The 16,862-nt window shown below is 66.5% G+C and carries 12 protein-coding genes and 2 tRNA genes; 6 read left to right on the plus strand and 8 right to left on the minus strand.

Going from position 1 to position 16,862, the window contains the following annotated elements; all coding sequences use genetic code 11:
* The first annotated feature begins 132 nt into the window (after positions 1–132).
* On the plus strand, positions 133–435 hold the full coding sequence (locus IEV99_RS13690; protein ID WP_188518330.1) for a hypothetical protein: 303 nt from the start codon (positions 133–135) through the stop codon (positions 433–435).
* Between the two features lie 7 nt (positions 436–442).
* On the opposite strand, the gene IEV99_RS13695 is transcribed toward IEV99_RS13690, so the two are convergent.
* The 8 genes from IEV99_RS13695 to IEV99_RS13730 all read right to left on the minus strand — a co-directional run bounded on the left by IEV99_RS13695 (position 443) and on the right by IEV99_RS13730 (position 12,350).
* Positions 443–2,095: an ABC transporter ATP-binding protein gene (locus IEV99_RS13695; protein ID WP_188518331.1), complete on the minus strand. Its 1,653-nt coding sequence runs from the start codon at positions 2,093–2,095 to the stop codon at positions 443–445.
* Between the two features lies 1 nt (position 2,096).
* Positions 2,097–3,248 (minus strand): ABC transporter permease subunit, encoded by a 1,152-nt coding sequence (locus IEV99_RS13700; protein WP_188518332.1) that lies wholly within the window; start codon positions 3,246–3,248, stop codon positions 2,097–2,099.
* Positions 3,241–4,161 carry an oligopeptide ABC transporter permease OppB gene (gene oppB, locus IEV99_RS13705; RefSeq protein WP_188518333.1) on the minus strand — a complete coding sequence of 307 codons (921 nt, stop codon included), beginning with the start codon at positions 4,159–4,161 and terminating at the stop codon, positions 3,241–3,243. Before oppB ends, IEV99_RS13700 begins: the two co-directional genes overlap by 8 nt.
* A gap of 269 nt (positions 4,162–4,430) precedes the next feature.
* Positions 4,431–6,020 carry a peptide ABC transporter substrate-binding protein gene (locus tag IEV99_RS13710; RefSeq protein WP_188518334.1) on the minus strand — a complete coding sequence of 530 codons (1,590 nt, stop codon included), beginning with the start codon at positions 6,018–6,020 and terminating at the stop codon, positions 4,431–4,433.
* A gap of 230 nt (positions 6,021–6,250) precedes the next feature.
* Positions 6,251–9,190: a valine--tRNA ligase gene (locus tag IEV99_RS13715; RefSeq protein ID WP_188518335.1), complete on the minus strand. Its 2,940-nt coding sequence runs from the start codon at positions 9,188–9,190 to the stop codon at positions 6,251–6,253.
* A gap of 194 nt (positions 9,191–9,384) precedes the next feature.
* Positions 9,385–9,957: a PopZ family protein gene (locus IEV99_RS13720; protein ID WP_244643857.1), complete on the minus strand. Its 573-nt coding sequence runs from the start codon at positions 9,955–9,957 to the stop codon at positions 9,385–9,387.
* A 135-nt stretch (positions 9,958–10,092) separates the two neighbouring features.
* On the minus strand, positions 10,093–11,385 hold the full coding sequence (locus IEV99_RS13725) for a TolC family outer membrane protein (protein WP_188518337.1): 1,293 nt from the start codon (positions 11,383–11,385) through the stop codon (positions 10,093–10,095).
* 302 nt (positions 11,386–11,687) lie between these two features.
* Positions 11,688–12,350, minus strand: coding sequence for a protein-L-isoaspartate O-methyltransferase family protein (locus IEV99_RS13730; protein ID WP_188518338.1), 663 nt, complete (start codon positions 12,348–12,350; stop codon positions 11,688–11,690).
* A gap of 249 nt (positions 12,351–12,599) precedes the next feature.
* Here IEV99_RS13730 and IEV99_RS13735 point away from each other — a divergent pair.
* From IEV99_RS13735 to IEV99_RS13755, 5 genes are all read left to right on the plus strand, one after another.
* Positions 12,600–12,673 (plus strand) — tRNA-Cys (locus IEV99_RS13735).
* A gap of 190 nt (positions 12,674–12,863) precedes the next feature.
* Positions 12,864–12,939 (plus strand) — tRNA-Asn (locus tag IEV99_RS13740).
* A gap of 123 nt (positions 12,940–13,062) precedes the next feature.
* Positions 13,063–14,526 carry a cryptochrome/photolyase family protein gene (locus IEV99_RS13745; RefSeq protein ID WP_188518339.1) on the plus strand — a complete coding sequence of 488 codons (1,464 nt, stop codon included), beginning with the start codon at positions 13,063–13,065 and terminating at the stop codon, positions 14,524–14,526.
* A gap of 64 nt (positions 14,527–14,590) precedes the next feature.
* On the plus strand, positions 14,591–15,892 hold the full coding sequence (locus IEV99_RS13750) for an NAD(P)/FAD-dependent oxidoreductase (protein WP_188518340.1): 1,302 nt from the start codon (positions 14,591–14,593) through the stop codon (positions 15,890–15,892).
* Positions 15,889–16,791, plus strand: a complete 903-nt coding sequence (locus IEV99_RS13755) for a DUF1365 domain-containing protein (protein ID WP_188518341.1) — start codon at positions 15,889–15,891, stop codon at positions 16,789–16,791. The genes IEV99_RS13750 and IEV99_RS13755 overlap by 4 nt, the downstream gene beginning before the upstream one ends.
* Positions 16,792–16,862 lie beyond the last annotated feature (71 nt).

The raw sequence follows: 16,862 nt of genomic DNA on the forward strand, positions 1-16,862 counted from the left end.
GCGCCGCCGAACGGCGTTTAACGTGGCCTTGGCCGAGAAGTTCCACGGGGCATGCTCACGGTCGCAATGCTACGGACTGTGCGGCGCAGCGAATCGCGGTTTCATGGTCCCGTCATCGGAGACAGGGCGCTCATGGACGAACTCGCCGCGCTTCGCCGCCGCCGTGGCCTCTCGGCCAGCGGCACGCATCCGCGCCATATCATGGACGCCGTCTACACGGCCGGCACGATAGCAATCTCGCCTGACGAAACGCTGGCCAGGATCGTGGTGCGCCAGTTGCACCGCATGGGCCTGCTGCTCGCGGAGGAGATCCAGCCGGACGGAACGCTGCGCCCGCTCCCGGGCGGCCATGTGAACAGCGGCCGCCCCTGGCGCGTCTCGCGCCCCGCCATTGATGGCGAGGCCGGCCGCCCCGACGCCTTTGGGATGGCCTGACCCCGCCTCAAGCCGCCGGGCCCGCTTCCTTGGACAGGAATGCGGCGGCGATCAGCGCCTGCGTATAGGGCTCGTGCGCATCCCGGAAGATCCCGTCGACGGTGCCGCGCTCAACCACCTTGCCGCTCTTCATCACGATGATCTCGTCCGCGATGGCGCGCACCACCGCGAGATCGTGGCTGATGAACAGGTAGGAGAGCCCGTGCCGGCGCTGCAGGTCCCGCAGAAGCTCGACGATCTCCTTTTGCACCGAGCGGTCCAGCGCCGATGTCGGCTCGTCAAGCACCACCACGGCGGGCTTCAGGATCATGGTCCGCGCGATCGCGATGCGCTGGCGCTGGCCGCCAGAGAATTCGTGCGGAAAGCGGTTTCGGCTGGCCGGATCGAGGCTCACCTCCTCGAGCGCCTGGGCAGCGCGACGGTTCCGCTCGGCGCGCGTGATGGCGGGCTCATGCACGAGCAGGCCCTCGGTGATGATTTCCCCCACCGTCATGCGCGGCGACAGCGAGCCGAACGGGTCCTGGAACACCAGCTGCATGCGCCGGCGGACCGGTCGCATCGCGGACCGGTCGAGGCTGGTGAGGTCGCGGTCCTCGAACCGCACGGTCCCAGAAGACGGGACGAGGCGCAGCACCGCGCGGCCCAGCGTCGACTTGCCCGACCCTGATTCCCCCACAATCCCGATCGTGCCGCCGCGCCGCAGCAGGAGGTCGACGCCGTCCACCGCCACCAACTCGCGGTCGCCGCCCCCGAACCACCCTTTGCGCAGGTTGAACGACACGCGCACGTCCCGCGCCTCCACCACCGGCGGGGCGTCGGCGGGCGGCGGCTCCTTGCGGCCCGTGGGCTCGGCGGCCAGCAGCATGCGGGTGTAGGCCTCGCGCGGCGCGGCGAACACCTCCTCGGTGCGGCCAGTCTCGACGATCTGGCCGGACTTCATCACCACCACCCGGTCGGCAATGCGCCGGACGATGCCGAGGTCATGCGTGATGAACACGATCGCCATGCCGAAGCGCCGCTTGAGGTCGGCCAAAAGGTCGAGCACCTGCGCCTGGATGGTGACGTCCAACGCCGTGGTCGGCTCGTCCGCGATCAGCACCTCCGGCCGGTTGGCGAGCGCCATCGCGATCATCACGCGCTGGCGCTGCCCGCCCGAAAGCTCATGCGGATAGGAGTCCAGCCGCTCCGCCGGGCGCGGGATGCCGACCAGCGTGAGAAGCTCCAGCGCCCGGGCGCGCGCCTCCTTGCGGCTCATGCCCGCATGAGCGAGCAGCGGCTCGGCGAGCTGGTCGCCGATCCGGTAGAGCGGATCCAGCGACGTCATTGGCTCCTGGAAGATCATCCCGAGGCGCCGGCCGCGAAAGCGGTTCAGCTGGCGCGGCGACAAGCCGAGGATCTCCTCGCCGCCGACCGTCACCGAGCCGGTCGCCGCCCCGTTCGCGGCCAGCAGGCCCATCACGGCCATCATGGTCTGGCTTTTGCCCGACCCGGATTCGCCCACGATCGCCAGCGTCTCGCCGGCCGCGACGTCGAAGCTGACGCCCTTCACGGCGCGCAGCTCGCCGTCGCCGGTCCTGAACCGCACGTCGAGATCGCGGATGGCCAGCACGGGCACGCCGGCGGGTTGCGGCGCCGGGGCGTTGAGGTCAGCGGCGGCCATCTCAGCGGTCCTTGGGGTCGAGGGCGTCGCGCAGCCCGTCGCCGATGAAGTTGAGGCAAAACAGCGTGCCGGTGAGGAACACCGACGGCCAGACCAGCATCCAGGCCGAGCCCTGGATCGACTTCGCGCCCTCAGAGATCAGCACGCCCCAGCTTGTCATCGGCTCCTGCACGCCCAGCCCGAGGAAGCTCAGGAAGCTCTCCAGCAGGATCACCTTGGGCACTAGCAGGGTCATGTAGACCACCACAGGGCCGAGCGTGTTCGGAATCACGTGGCGGGTGAGGATGCCGCGCGTGCTCACACCCATGGCCTCGGCTGCCTGTACGTATTCCTGCCGCTTGATGGACAGCGTCTGGCCCCGGACGATGCGGGCCATGTCGAGCCACTCCACCGCGCCCACCGCGATGAACATCAGCACGAAATTTCGGCCGAAAAACACCACCAGGAGGATCACGAAGAAGATGAACGGCAGCGAATAAAGCACGTCCACGACTCGCATCATCACGAGATCGACCCGCCCGCCGAGATAGCCCGCCGTGGATCCCCACAAGACGCCGATCAGGATCGCCACCGTGGTCGCCAGCACCCCGATGGCGAGCGACACACGCCCGGCGATCAGCGTGCGGGTGAGGAGGTCGCGGCCGTTGGAATCGGTGCCGAACCAGAAATGGTGGCGGTTCACCGGCGCCTCCACGAGGAGCCGACGGCCCTCGTCCTCCTTGCCGGTCGCCACCGCCCGCCCGAACAGGTTGGAACGCTCGAAATACACCAGCAGCCGCTCGTCGATGGGCCGCGTGGTGGTGGAGGTGAGCGTCAGGCGCAGCGTTGGCCCGGTATCGGTGAGCCCCTCCGCCTTGGCGCGGATGCGCGACGCGATGCGGTCCACGGCGGGCGGCAGCTGCTCGGCCGTGGGGTAGGACGCAAAGGAGGCCGGAACGCGCACATAGTTCTGGTACACCTGATCATAGCCGTGCCCGGTGAGATACGGCCCCACCAGGCACGCGACCGCAATACAGCACAGCACCACGATGCTGGCCACGGCGGCGCGGTTGCGCGCCAGCCGGCCCCGTGCGTCGGCCCACAGCGAGCGGCCCTTGGGCGACGCGACGCTGGCCGCCTCCAGGAGGGTGTCGGGAGTGCTGACCTCACTCATAGCGCACCCGCGGGTCGATCAGCGCGTAGACGATGTCCACCAGGAGATTGAACGCCATCACGAACACCGCGATCATGATCACGGTGCCCATCACCAGCGTGTAGTCGCGGTTCAGCGCCCCATCCACGAAGTAGCGGCCGACGCCCGGGATGCCGAAGATCGTCTCCACCACCACGGAGCCGGTCAGCAGCGCCGCCGCGGCCGGCCCGAGATAGGACACCACCGGCAGCGCCGCCCCGCGCAGCGCGTGGCGGACGATCACCGACAGCGGCAAGCCGTTGGCGCGCAGCGTCCGGATCGGGTTGGAGCGCAGCACCTCGATCATCGCGGCGCGCATCATGCGGGCGATCACGGCGATCTGCGGCAGGGCGAGCGTGAGGATCGGCAGAACGGTGTTGCGCAGCGCGCCGTCGTTCCAGCCGCCCACCGGCAGCCAGGCAAGCGTCAAGCCGAACACGATCTGCAGCACCGGCGCGATCACGAAGGTCGGCACCGTGATGCCGAAGGTCGCGAGCCCAATCACGGCGTAGTCCGCCGCCTGGTTCTGCCGGAACGCCGCTACCACGCCCAGCGTCCCGCCCACCACCAGCGCCAGCAGCAGCGCCGAGAAGCCGAGCCGCATCGAAATCGGCAGGCCGTTGGCGAAGAGCTCCCGGATGGTGAAGTCCCGAAAAAAGAACGACGGCCCGAAATCGCCGCGCATCAGCGCCGAAAGGTAGAGCCAGTATTGCTCGTATAGCGGCTTGTCGAGCTGGTAGATCTTGCGCAGGTTCTCCATCACCTTCGCTTCGAGCGGCCGCTCGAGGTCGAACGGCCCGCCCGGCGCGAGCCGGATCAGGAAGAACGAGATCGTCACGATGATGAAAAGCGTCGGGATGGCCGACAGCAGTCGCTTGACGACGTAGAAACCCACGCCGACCTCCTCTGGGTGCCAAGGCATCATCCCACCAAGTGGACGCCGGTTGGTGGAAAAGATGATGCGGGAACGCGAAGCTGAGCTCCGATGCGCCGTTGCCCACCTTCCCCCCAAGGGGAGGTTCGACGGACGCAGGCCGGCGGGGTGGGTTGGCGTCGGGCCTGGAATGCAACCGGGCCACAGGAGCTCTCGACAACCGGCGCCCTACCCCGGACCTTCGGTCCGACCCTCCCCCGCAAGGAGAGGGTGCGAGCCGCCTGCCCCGCTTACGGCTTGATCGAGATGAACCGCGACAGGTGCCGGTCGAGCACGTTGGGCTCGTAGCCGACCACCTTCTCGGAGATCAGGTTCTTGGAGCTGTAGTAGAGCAGTGGGATGTAGGGCTGGTCGCGCACGAAGATCGCCTCGGCGTCCTTCAGGATCTTGCCGCGAGCCGCGAGGTCCTTTTCGGAGGCGGCCTTCTTCATCAACGCGTCGTATTCGGCGTTGGAATAAGTCGCGTAGTTCAGGCCCTTGTTGTCGCTCTCGGCCAGGAACAGGAAGTTCTGCGGGTCAGAATAATCCGCGATCCAGCCCGCGCGGGCCACGTCGAAGTCCCCCTTGTCGCGCAGCAGCGCGTAGTGGGTCTTCAGGTCCGTGTTGACCAGCTTTACGTCGATGTTGAACGGCTTCCACATGTTGGCCAGCGCAACCGACGTGTTCTTGTGGTTCTCGGAGGTGTTGTAGCGGATCTCGACTGTCATGGTCTTGCCGCCGGGGCCGAAGCCCGCCGCCTTCAGCAACTCCTTCGCCTTGTCCTCGCGCTCGATGGGGGACATGTCCTTCCACGACGCGTAGGCGGGCTCGGCGTAGTTGCCGATGCCGGGCGGCACGAACGAATAGGCCGGGATCATCGTCCCGCCCCAGATGTCCTCGGCCAGAAATTCGCGGTCGATCACCATCGACAGCGCCTCTCGCACGCGGGCGTCGTTGAACGGCGCCTTGCGGGTGTTGAACACGAAGTAGTAGGTGCCGAGATAGGGCGCGAGCTTGAACTTCGTCTTCAGGTTGTCCCGGATGAACTTGATCTGATCGGTCGGCACGTCGTTGTAGCTGTCGAGCTCGCCGGCCTGGAAGCGCCGCAGCGCGGCCGAGCGGTCCTCGATGCCGATCACGTTCACGGTGTCAATCTTGGTCGCCGCCGCCTCGCGGTAGTTCGGATTTTTCGCCAGCACGATCTTGTCGTTGGGCGAGAAGCTCTTCAGCGTGTAGGCGCCGTTCGACACCCAGTTCTCCGGCTTCACGAAGTCCTTGCCGAACTTCTGCACGGAGGCCGGGTGCACCGGAAAGCCGGTCTGGTGCGCGAGCTGGGCGATGAAGTAAGGCGCCGGCGTCTCCAGCGCGATCTCGAGCGTCTTGTCGTCGACAGCCTTGACGCCGAGCTCCTCGACCTTTGCCTGGCCCTTATTGACCTTCTCGCCGTTCTTTATGGTGTAGAGAATGTTGGCGTATTTCGCGCCCGTCTCGGGGTTCATCAGGCGGCGAAACGAGAATACGAAGTCGCCCGCCGTCACCGGGTCGCCGTTCGACCATTTTGCGTTGGCGCGCAGCTTGAAGAGATAAGCCGTGCCGTCGTCATTCACGGTCCAGGATTCTGCGACGCCCGGCACCACATTAGCCTTGGCGTCATAAGTCACCAGCCCCTCGTAGAGATCGAGCAGCAGGTCACTTTCCACCACCGTGGAGGTTTTCTGCGGGTCGAGCGTCTCGGGCTCGCCCTGGCTGCCACGGTTGTAGACCGATTGGGCGGATGCGGCCGACAGGCCGAGGCCGAGTGCGACCGTCAACGCGACGGTGCGGATCGGGAAATGATACATTGGGCGTCCTCGCCGAAATGTGTTGCTGGCGTGGACGGTGCGACAGAACGCAAGGCGTTGCAACCGTTGTGGGCTGATGGTCCCAAGGCAAGTGCAGCTTGCGCCGCGGCCGCTTGCTACAAGGAATCCGAACCGTCGTCAGTTGACGCGGACCGGCGGCGCCGCCCTCACCCCAGCCCTCTCCCTGTTTCAGGGAGAGGGGGCGCGTTGCGGCGGCTCGAAGTAGAAGGTCAGTCCTTCTTCAGCCGCTCCAGCGCCTCGGCCATCTTGGCGATGCGGGCTTCAGCGTCCTCGCGGCGTTCGCGCTGTTCGTCGACCACCTCTTCGGGCGCGCGGGCGAGGAAGTCGGCGTTGCCGAGCTTGGCGTCGATCTTGGCCACCTCGCCCTTGAGCTTGGTGATCTCCTTGGAAAGCCGCAGCGTCTCGGCCGCGATGTCCACGATGCCGGCCAGCGGCAGCGCCGCGACTTCGCCGTGCACCACAAGTTGCACCGACTCGCCCGGCGCGACATCCGCAAACGAGATATCCGAAAGCCTCGCCAAGCGCTTCAGCATCTCGGCCCAACGCTCGGCGCGGACTCGCGTTTCGGCGCCGGCGTCGACCAGCACGAGCGGGATCTGCGCCGCGCCCGGCACGTTCACTTCCTGCCGGGCCGAGCGGATCTCGTCGATCAGCGCCACCACCCAGCCGATCTCGGCCTGCGCGTCGGGCGCCTCGATCCCGGCGTCGGCCGGCCAGGGCGCCAGCGCCAGGATGCTCTCGCGGGTCGGCCCCTCCTGCCCCTTGATCGCCCACAGCTCCTCGGTGAGGAACGGCATGAACGGGTGCAAGAGCCGCGCGATGGCGTCGAGCACATAGGCCACGCTGGCGCGCGTCTCGGCCTTCTCGGCCGCGTTCTCGCCGGTGAATACGGGCTTTGCGAGTTCGAGATACCAGTCGCAGAACACGTTCCAGACGAAACGATAGGCCGCGTTGGCGGCGTCATTGAATCGGTAGGCCTCGATCGCGGCCGTCACATCGCCAACGGCGCGATTGAGTTCGGCCAGCGCCCAGCGATTCAGCGGCAGGGTCGTTGCGGCAGGGTCGAAACCCGCCACGCGCGCGCACTCGTTCATCTCGGCAAAGCGCGCCGCGTTCCACAGCTTGGTCGCGAAGTTACGGTAGCCCTCGACGCGCTGACGCGACAGCTTGATGTCCCGCCCCTGCGCCGCCATGGCGGCCAGCGTAAAGCGCAGCGCATCCGCGCCGTAGCTGTCCACCAGCTCCAGCGGATCGATGACGTTGCCCTTGGACTTCGACATCTTCGCCCCCTTCTCGTCGCGGACGAGGGCGTGGATGTAAACGGTGTGGAACGGGATCTCCTCCATGAAGTGGAGGCCCATCATCATCATCCGGGCGACCCAGAAGAAGATGATGTCGAAGCCCGTCACCAGCACGTCGGTGGGATAGTGCCGCGCCAGCTCGGGCGTCTGGTCCGGCCAGCCGAGGGTGGAGAAGGGCCAGAGCGCTGACGAGAACCAGGTGTCGAGCACGTCCTCGTCGCGCCAAATCGCGACCACATCATCGGTTGGATGCTCCCTCATATGGAGCATAGCCTCCCGTTGATCAGCCACAACGACAACCGGTTTGCCGTAATAACGGCTAGCTTCGCCGATTGCTTCTGCTTCGGAAACGCCAACGAACTCGTTTGTACGCGCGTCGCTGTCGGCAGAGAAACTAACGTTCAGAACCAACTCGTTGTTTGGTTTGCGCGATGGGCCGTACCAAACAGGGATCTGGTGGCCCCACCAGAGTTGGCGCGAGACGCACCAGGGCTCGATGTTCTCCAGCCACTGGAAGTAAGTCTTCTCCCAATTCTCGGGCACGAACTTGGTGCGTCCGTCGCGCACGGCCGCCATTGCCGGCTGCGCCAAGGTCTTGGCGTCGACATACCACTGGTCCGTCAGCCAGGGCTCGATCACCACGTTGGAGCGGTCGCCATGCGGCACCGTGTGGCCGGTCGGCTCGATCTTGGCGAGCAGGTCCTTCCCGGCCATCAGCGCGACAATGCGCTTGCGCGCCTCGAAGCGGTCGACGCCCTGGAGCGCCAGCACGCCCGCCTCCGGCGCAGCGCCAGCCAGGAACGCCGCGTTTCCGGCGAGAAGCATGGCGGCTTCGGCGTCCAGCACGTTGATGACGGGCAGTCCGTGGCGCTTGCCCACCTCGAAGTCGTTGAAGTCGTGCGCCGGGGTGATCTTCACCGCGCCGGTGCCCTTCTCGGGGTCGGCGTAGTCGTCCGCCACGATCGGGATCACGCGCCCGACCAGCGGCAGCACGACGTTGCGGCCGATCAGCTGCTTCAGCGTCTCGTTCTCGGGATGCACCGCGATGGCGGTGTCGCCCAGCATGGTCTCGGGCCGCGTCGTCGCGATGCGGATGAACGTGCCGGCGTCGGCAGGATCATACGCCGCGCCCTCGAGCGGGTAGTCGAAGTAGAACAGGTGGCCGCTGGCGTCGCGGTCCAGCAACTTGCCCAGCGCGGCGAGATCCAGCGGCTTTGGCTCCTCGGCGTCGGCCGGCGGCCGCTCCCACTTGAAGCTGCCTTTCTTTTCGACCTGCACGACCTCGAGGTCCGAGATCGCGGTCTGAAACTTGGGGTCCCAGTTCACGAGGCGCTTGTCGCGGTAGATCAGCCCCTGCTTGTGCAGGGCCACGAACACCTTCAGCACGGCGCGGGACAGCCCCTCGTCCATCGTGAAACGCTCGCGCGACCAATCGCAGGACGCGCCGAGACGCTTCAGCTGGTTGACGATGACGCCGCCCGACTCGGCCTTCCACTCCCAGATGCGCTTCACGAAGGCCTCGCGACCCATTTCGCGGCGGCCCGGGAGCTGCTTCTCCATGAGCTGGCGCTCCACCACCATCTGGGTGGCGATGCCCGCATGGTCGGTGCCCGGCTGCCAGAGCACATCCTTGCCGCGCATGCGCTCGAAGCGGCACAGGATGTCCTGCAGCGTGTTGTTGAGCGCGTGCCCCATGTGGAGTGAGCCGGTGACGTTCGGCGGCGGAATCACGATGGTGTAGGGCTGCGCCCCGGCCCGCTCCGGCCGGCCGGCCTTGAAGGCCCCTTCCCGCTCCCAAAGATCGGCGATGCGCTTCTCGACGGAAGCGGGTTCGAACGTCTTGTCCATCGTGAGTCCTTCGGCCGGGCTCCTCGCCCGCGCTGGGCGCTAGAAAACCGAGCGCACCGCCTTAGTCAACGGCGCAGTGCCCAATCTGGCCCGCGGCCCCGCTTCGCGAGCGTCAAGGCTTGCTCTGCTCGCAATCGTCGCAGAACCGCGAGCGCGAAGGCTCGCGGTCGAAAACGCTTCCCAGGTATGGGCGTTCAGCGACCGCCGCGCGCCACGCGCTCGATCTCGGCCTTGACCAGCCGTTCCACCATCACGGGCAGGTTGTCGTCGAGCCAAGCCTTGAGCATCGGCCGCATCATGTCCTTCACCAGGTCCTCCAGTGTGCGCGCCTGGCTGGTGAGGATCGCGGAAGACAGCATGTTGAACGTGGACGCCACGTTGGCGTTCGCCATCGGCGACAGCAGCGCTTCGTCCGAAACAGGCGGCGGGGGCGGAGGCGGCGGCGGCGGAGCCGGCTCGGGAGCGACGGCCTGCGGCGGCTCGGGGGGCGGAGGCGCCGGCTCGGGCTTCTTGGGAAGCACGAGCAGCGGCTCCTCAGGCTCTTCCTTGAACGCGATGTCGTCGTCGTCTGCCTCATCCCAGGCCGAGGGCGCTACGGTCGCGAGATCGAGAATGTCGTCTTCTTCCTCGGCGAGCTGCGGCTCTGGCGCGGCTGCGGCGACAGGTTCGGGAGCAGGCTGCTCCTTCTGATCATCCGCGATGATGCGACGGATGGAGGCGAGGATCTCCTCCATCGAAGGTTCGTTAGCCTTCAGGCTCGCACTCATCGCGCCCGCCGCTCCACTACAGCCACAAGCGGCGCCGAATCAGATGATTGCCTGCGCCGAATCTCTCCAGAGGAGTATCGCCCGGGCTTGCCGCCATGCAAGCAGCGTGGCGGCGCTATCCAGAGGCTTCGGCGCTCAGCGGCCGTCCGGATTGCGCAGCCCGATCCACTTGTCGCGCACCTGCTCGTAATGGACGGTGGGCTTGTACTCCTGCGTGGCGAGCCGCAAGCGGGTGGACGACAGGCGCCCCAGCGCGCTCTGCAGGTTGTACGACGCCACCACGCGGTCACGCTGCGCCGTGATGAGGTTCACACGGGCGCTCAGGAGTTCCTGCTGGGCGTTCAGCACGTCGAGTGTCGTGCGCTGGCCGACCTTGGCCTCCTCGCGCACGCCGTTCAGCGCCACTTCGGCAGCCTGGATCTGCGCTTGCGAGGAATTGATGCGCTCCTTGGTGGCCTCGAGATTGGCCCAGGACGACACCACAGCCTGCCGCACGCTGTCGCGCGCCTGGTCGGCCTCGATCCGGCGCTGGCCCAGGGTTTCCTTGGCCTGCCTGACGCGGGAATACACTTCGCCGCCTTCATACAGCGGCACTGAGAGCGTGCCGGCCACCGAGGCGGTGTTCAGCTCGTTGTTGGGCGACTGATAGTCCCAGCGATGCGAAACGGTGCCCTGCAGGGTGAGGCTGGGGGCAAGCTCGCCCTCCGTCACCTTCACGAGCAGCGCGGCGGCGTCCACCCCATGCAGAGCGGCCAGCACGGCCGGATGACCGCCAAGGCCCAGCGCCACGGCCTCGTCGAGCGAGCGCGGCAGGTTGGCTTCCATCGGCTTGGCGGGGGCGAGCTGGCGCGCGTCGACGCCGATCACCTGACGAAAACGCGCCAGAGACGCCTTGAGGGCGCCGGCGGCCGTAGACGAGTCGGAGCGGGACGCCGCGAGGCGCGCCTCGGCCTGCGCCACGTCCGTGCGGGTCACTTCGCCGACGTTGAAGCGGTCGCGGGTCTGCCGCAGCTGCTCCTCGAGAACGTCGATGTTGTTGTTGCGCAGGTTCAGGATCGCGGTGTCGCGCAGCACGTCCATGTAGGCCGTAGCGGCGTCGAGCAGGACGCTTTGCTCGGTGGAGCGCAGTTGCTCGCGGGCGGCCAGAACGCCAGCGTCGGCGCGGCGTACGTTGTTGCCGGTGCGGCCGCCGTTGAACACGGTCTGGTTCACCTGCACGCCGATGCCGCGCGGAAAGGATTTCGAGTTGCTGGTGGCGCCCTGGGCGAGCACGTCCTGGACGGTGTAGCCGGCGTCCGCCGAGGCCGCGATCTTCGGGCGGTAACCCGACAGCGCCTGGTTCACGTTTTCATCGACCGCGCGCACGCTGGCGCGCTGGGCATTGAGCTGAGGGTTCGCCGCGTAGGCCCGAGCCAGGGCGCTCTCCATCGTCTCGGAACTCGCGCTCCCGATCGGGAGAAGCCAAGCGGCAACAGCGCCAGTCAGCAAGACTTTGCGCAGGTTCTGCTTTGCACCGTTGGACAATTCGCCACCCGCCTCAATGGGACCCTTCGCGGCCGCAACATGCGACCTTCGGATCCGTACGCAGCCTTAGCCACACCGAACGCTGCCTAGGCGACTCAAGAAGCCGTCGCAGGCACGGAGGAAGCTAACCCGCCAGTTCCGATACGAGAAGTTGCATCGGCCGATTTAGCCACGGTGCCGCAAAAAGGTTACAGTTCGATTGGCGCTCAGAAAACGAACGCCGGAGCCGTCCTGAACTCCTCCAGAGCCGGCGCGGCGGCGTCGAACACCGCCCGGCCGCCCACAGCGGAGCCGGACTTGCGGTACACCATGGCCTTGGCTGAACGGCCCGTCCCGAAGACGCCGACGAGGCGCCCGCCTTCGCTCAGCTGCGCGAACAGCGCGCTAGGCTCCACCTCGAATGCGCCGTTCACCACGATGACGTCATAGGGAGCATGCTCGGCGTAGCCTTCACGGAGCGCGCCAGTGACGACCTCGACCGTGTCGACACCCAGGCCGCCGAGCAACTCGGACGCTTTCGCCGAGAGGCCGGCATCCGATTCGAGCGCGACCACCCGCCCCGCCAACCGCGCCAGCACGGCGCTGGAATAACCGACGCCGCAGCCCACATCGAGCGCCACGTCGGTCGGCTTGATGTTGGCGGCCTGGAGCAGCCGGGCGAACACCATTGGGGTCAGCATCGCCCGCGAGGCGCCGTTGGCGCTCACCGTGAGCGATTGGTCCACATACGCGAAGCCGCGCTGGTCGGCCGACAGGAAGATCTCGCGGGGCGTCTCTTCCATGGCGGCCAGAACCGGCGCGGAGGTGATGTCATACGTCCGCAGCTGGCAGTCGACCATCATGCGACGCTGCAAGGCGAAATCGGCCATGGGGTCCATCTCCGGCGAAAAATGGCGCGGGCGCGCATGCGCCTGGATCGTGCGGCGTTTTCGTCCAGCGCGCGGCAAAACGCAAGCGCCGCCGCATGGGCGTGCTCCACCATGCCCCTGCTCTTTCGTTTGCGCCCCCGAAGGCTGCGCGACGGTGCATACGAGCCGACACGAAACCCGTTGCCGACGGGGCCGGAGTTCGCTATCAGGGCGCTGCTCACGCCGACGGCTTGCCCGCGGCGACACGATGGCCTCGTGGCGGAGTGGTTACGCAGAGGACTGCAAATCCTTGCACCCCGGTTCGATTCCGGGCGAGGCCTCCAAACTTTCTCCATCGCCGCGGAAGGGGTTGCGCCGAAACGCTCGCGTTTCGTTCGAACCTGTGCGCCGCGCCTTGCGGGTCCGCCGCCTCATTGCGGGCCAACGTCCAATTTCGCAGTTTTCTCGTCCGATCCGCCCCCGAGGGGGTTGCATGCCCGGGAGGGGTGATGTAATCCCCGCCCTGCCAACCGGTCCCCGATAGCTCAGTTGGTAGAGCATTCGACTGTTAATCGAATTGTCGCAGGTTCGAGCCCTGCTCGGGGAGCCACTTCTTTCTTTTGACCAACATCGTCCGCCGCCCGGCTCCCGCGCCGGGCGTTTTCGTGTGATCTGTGGGGTCGCGCCGCGTAGCCTCGCAGCGCCTGTTGGCGCTGAGGAGCGTTGGAGACGCATGGCTTCCCCGGTTCTGGTCTGGTTTCGAGAAGATTTGCGGCTGGGCGACAATCCCGCGCTCGCCGCCGCCATTGCGACCGGCGCACCCCTGGTCCCGTTCTTTATCCTGGACGAACAGAGCGATGGCATGCGCCCCCTCGGCGGCGCTTCGCGCTGGTGGCTGCACCATTCGCTCGTCTCCCTGAGGGAGGATCTCCGCCAGCGTGGAGCTGATCTCCTCGTCCTGCGCGGCGCGGCGCGGATGATCGTGGAGCGCCTGGTCGGGGCGCTGTCTCCGCAAGCCGTCGTCTGGAATCGCCGCTACGAGGCGGCCGGGATCGCGATCGATTCGGACGTGAAGTCGGACCTGAAAGCCGCGGGCGTGCACGCCGAGAGCCACAACGGAGCGCTGCTTTACGAGCCCTGGACGGTGAAATCCGGCGCCGGCAATCCCATGAAGGTGTTCACGCCTTTCTGGAAGGCCGCTCAGGCAACCGGAGCGCCGACCGCGCCGCTCCGCACGCCAACCGAGATCCCGGGCGCCTCTGTTGACGCGTCGGCGATAGGCGGGCTCGAAATCAGCGACCTCGCTCTCCTGCCGACTCACCCCGATTGGGCGGGCGGCCTGCGCGAGACTTGGACGCCTGGGGAAGCCGGAGCGCAGGCCCGGCTGCGATTTTTCGTGGCCGATGAACTCAAGGGCTACGGCGATGGCCGCAACCGGCCGGATCAGGCTCACACTTCGCGGTTGTCGCCCTTTCTCCGCTTCGGCGAGATCAGCCCGCGGCAAATCTGGGCCACGGCGACCAAGGCTGTCGAAACAGGTCGCTCGAAAGCGCCTGCGTCCGATCTCACGAAGTTGAAATCCGAACTGGGCTGGCGCGAGTTCGCCTACCACCTGCTTTTCCACAACCCTGATCTGGCGCGCACAAATTTTCAGCGGAAATTCGACAGTTTCCCGTGGCGGAGCCACGCTGGCGAACTCGAAGCCTGGAAACGCGGGCGCACCGGCTACCCGGTGGTGGACGCCGGCATGCGCCAGCTTTGGCGCACGGGCTGGATGCACAACCGGGTGCGCATGATCACGGCCTCGTTTCTGATCAAGCATTTGCTGATCGACTGGCGAGAGGGCGAAGCGTGGTTCTGGGACACGCTGGTGGACGCCGACCCGGCCAACAACGCCGCCAGCTGGCAGTGGGTAGCGGGCTCCGGGGCCGATGCAGCGCCGTATTTCCGCATCTTCAATCCGATTCTCCAGGGCGAGCGGTTCGACCCTGATGGCGCCTATGTTCGCCGGTTCGTCCCAGAGCTCGCGAAAATGCCAGCGAGCCACATCCACGCGCCCTGGACCGCTCCGGCCGCCATGCTGGCTTCCGCTGGCATTCGCCTCGGCGAGACCTATCCAAGTCCCATCGTGCCCCACGACGAAGCGCGGGCGCGCGCCCTTGCGGCGCTGGCGTCGATCTCCGACGCCCATGCGTAAAACCAAACCCGCTACGGGCCCGTATAGACCAGCATAAGATCAACCACGCCTGCCTCGAGGGTCCATGCGCATCGCCATCATCGGAACCGGTATCTCCGGCAATGCAGCGGCCTACGCATTGGCGACCAGCACGGGACATCGCATCACCGTTTATGAACGGGACATCCGGCCTGGCGGGCACTCGGCGACAGTGGACATCGACTACGACGGCGCCAGGATTGCCGTGGACACAGGGTTCATTGTCTACAACGAAGCCAACTACGAAAACCTGACGGCTCTCTTCGCCGAACTTGGCGTGAAGACCGAAGCGTCGGACATGAGCTTCGCGGTCTCGGCGCGGGGCGGCCGTTTCGAATGGTGCGGCCGCACCACCGACACCGCCAACGGCCTTTTCGCCCAACGCCGCAACCTGCTGTCGCCCGGTTACCTGCGCATGCTTGTCGAAGTGCTGCGCTTTAACCGGGTTGCGATCGAGGATCGCGAGGCGGGGCGCCTGAACTCGCTCAGCCTCGATCACTACGTCACCCTGCGCGGGTTCTCGAAGCGGTTTCGGGACGACTACCTGGTTCCCATGGGCGCGGCGATCTGGTCGATGTCGCCCCGCGCCATGCTGGCCTTCCCGGCCGAAAGCTTCATCGCATTTTTCCAGAATCACCACCTGCTGCAATGGGAGCGGCCGGTTTGGCGCACCGTGAACGGCGGAAGCCGATCCTATGTCGAGAAGATCACCGCGCCCTTCCGCGACCGGATCCGGCTGGGCTCGGCGGTGACGTCGGTGGTTCGGACCGGAACCGGCGTCGAGGTCACGGACGCCTCCGGCGAAGCTGAGCTTTACGACCATGTGATCTTCGCCGCCCACTCCGACCAGACGCTCGCGATGCTGAAAGACGCCTCCCCGGACGAGGAGGCCGTGCTCGGGGCCGTGGGGTATCGCGAAAACGCCGTCTACCTGCACCGAGACCCAAGCCTGATGCCGCGGCGCCGCCGGGCGTGGTCGGCATGGAACGTGATGCAGAACGACGATCCCGACGCTGATCTCTGCGTCACTTACTGGATGAACCTGCTGCAGAACATCGACCCCGCGAAGCCGCTGTTCGTTACCCTGAATCCGCCCAAGCCGCCCAGGGATGACCTCACCTTCGCGCGTTTTGCATACGCTCATCCGCAATACGACACCGGCGCTCTCGCGGCGCAGAAGCGGCTTTCGGCGATCCAGGGTCAGAACCGCACCTGGTTCTGCGGCGCCTGGACCGCGCACGGCTTCCATGAGGATGGGCTAAAGTCGGGCCTCACGGTTGCGGAGGCGCTCGGCGCCAGCGTCTCGTGGCGCCGCTCGCCGACCGAGATCCTGCAGGCGGCCGAATGAGCATCCACTTCCCACCACCGAAGGAAGCAGCGTCGCTATACCGGGGTGGCGTGATGCACGCGCGCATGAAGCCGGTTGAGCACCGATTTTCATACGAGGTGTTCTCGCTTCTGATCGACCTTGATCGACTAGCGGAAGCGTCGCGCGCCAGCGTCTTCTTCTCGGTCGGCCGCTGGAACCTGCTGTCTTTCTGGCAGAAGGACCACGGCCCGCGGGATGGCTCGTCGCTGCGTGTCTATGTGGACCGCATCCTCGCCGAAGCAGGGCTGAGCCTGCCGGGCGGCAGAGTTCTCCTGCTCTGCTATCCCCGAATCGCCGGCATGGGGTTCAACCCACTGTCCGTCTACTTCGCCTACGCGGCGGACGGAGAACTGGCCGCCGCGATCTACGAGGTCCGCAACACCTTTGGCGAGCACCACACCTATGTGTGCCCGGTCGCCCCGGGCGAGCTCGGCCCGGAAGGACTGCGGCAAGAAAGGCGCAAGCTGTTCTACGTGTCGCCATTCAACGATCTCGACATGCGCTACCGGTTTCGCGTTCGCCCGCCAGGCGACACCATCGCGGTGCGGATCCTCGAAACAGACGACCAGGGCCCGCTGCTCGCCGCCACCTTCCAAGGCAAGCGCCGTCACTTGACGACTTCCTCGCTTCTGGCAGCATTGGCCCGGATTCCGGCTCTCACCCTCACGGTTATCGGCGGCATTCACTGGGAGGCGCTGCGCCTCTGGCTGAAGGGCATGCGGCTGGTGAAACGCCCGCCCGCGCCGCCGCCGCTGAGTTACGGCGACCGCATGGTCGGTTTCGACACGGTCGCGCGACCGCCGGAATCCGGCGCGCAAGAATTTGGCGCCCACGATACCGGCGCAAATGGGTTCGCTCCCTCGACGGCGCGGCCATGACATGACAACGAGCAGGACTCCCCCGCACCATGCATGAGACGAATCCTGATCAACACGGTCCCCTCCGTCTA

Origin of the sequence: Alsobacter metallidurans (assembly GCF_014636935.1) — a bacterium.
GTDB lineage: Bacteria > Pseudomonadota > Alphaproteobacteria > Rhizobiales > Beijerinckiaceae > Alsobacter > Alsobacter metallidurans.

Coding starts and splice junctions, on each gene's coding strand:
- IEV99_RS13700 (WP_188518332.1), bottom strand. CDS start 3,248: ATGAGTGAGGTCAGCACTCCCGACACCCTCCTGGAGGCGGCCAGCGTC.
- IEV99_RS13690 (WP_188518330.1), top strand. CDS start 133: ATGGACGAACTCGCCGCGCTTCGCCGCCGCCGTGGCCTCTCGGCCAGC.
- IEV99_RS13715 (WP_188518335.1), bottom strand. CDS start 9,190: ATGGACAAGACGTTCGAACCCGCTTCCGTCGAGAAGCGCATCGCCGAT.
- IEV99_RS13720 (WP_244643857.1), bottom strand. CDS start 9,957: ATGAGTGCGAGCCTGAAGGCTAACGAACCTTCGATGGAGGAGATCCTC.
- IEV99_RS13730 (WP_188518338.1), bottom strand. CDS start 12,350: ATGGCCGATTTCGCCTTGCAGCGTCGCATGATGGTCGACTGCCAGCTG.
- IEV99_RS13725 (WP_188518337.1), bottom strand. CDS start 11,385: ATGGAGAGCGCCCTGGCTCGGGCCTACGCGGCGAACCCTCAGCTCAAT.
- IEV99_RS13750 (WP_188518340.1), top strand. CDS start 14,591: ATGCGCATCGCCATCATCGGAACCGGTATCTCCGGCAATGCAGCGGCC.
- IEV99_RS13710 (WP_188518334.1), bottom strand. CDS start 6,020: ATGTATCATTTCCCGATCCGCACCGTCGCGTTGACGGTCGCACTCGGC.
- IEV99_RS13755 (WP_188518341.1), top strand. CDS start 15,889: ATGAGCATCCACTTCCCACCACCGAAGGAAGCAGCGTCGCTATACCGG.
- IEV99_RS13745 (WP_188518339.1), top strand. CDS start 13,063: ATGGCTTCCCCGGTTCTGGTCTGGTTTCGAGAAGATTTGCGGCTGGGC.
- IEV99_RS13695 (WP_188518331.1), bottom strand. CDS start 2,095: ATGGCCGCCGCTGACCTCAACGCCCCGGCGCCGCAACCCGCCGGCGTG.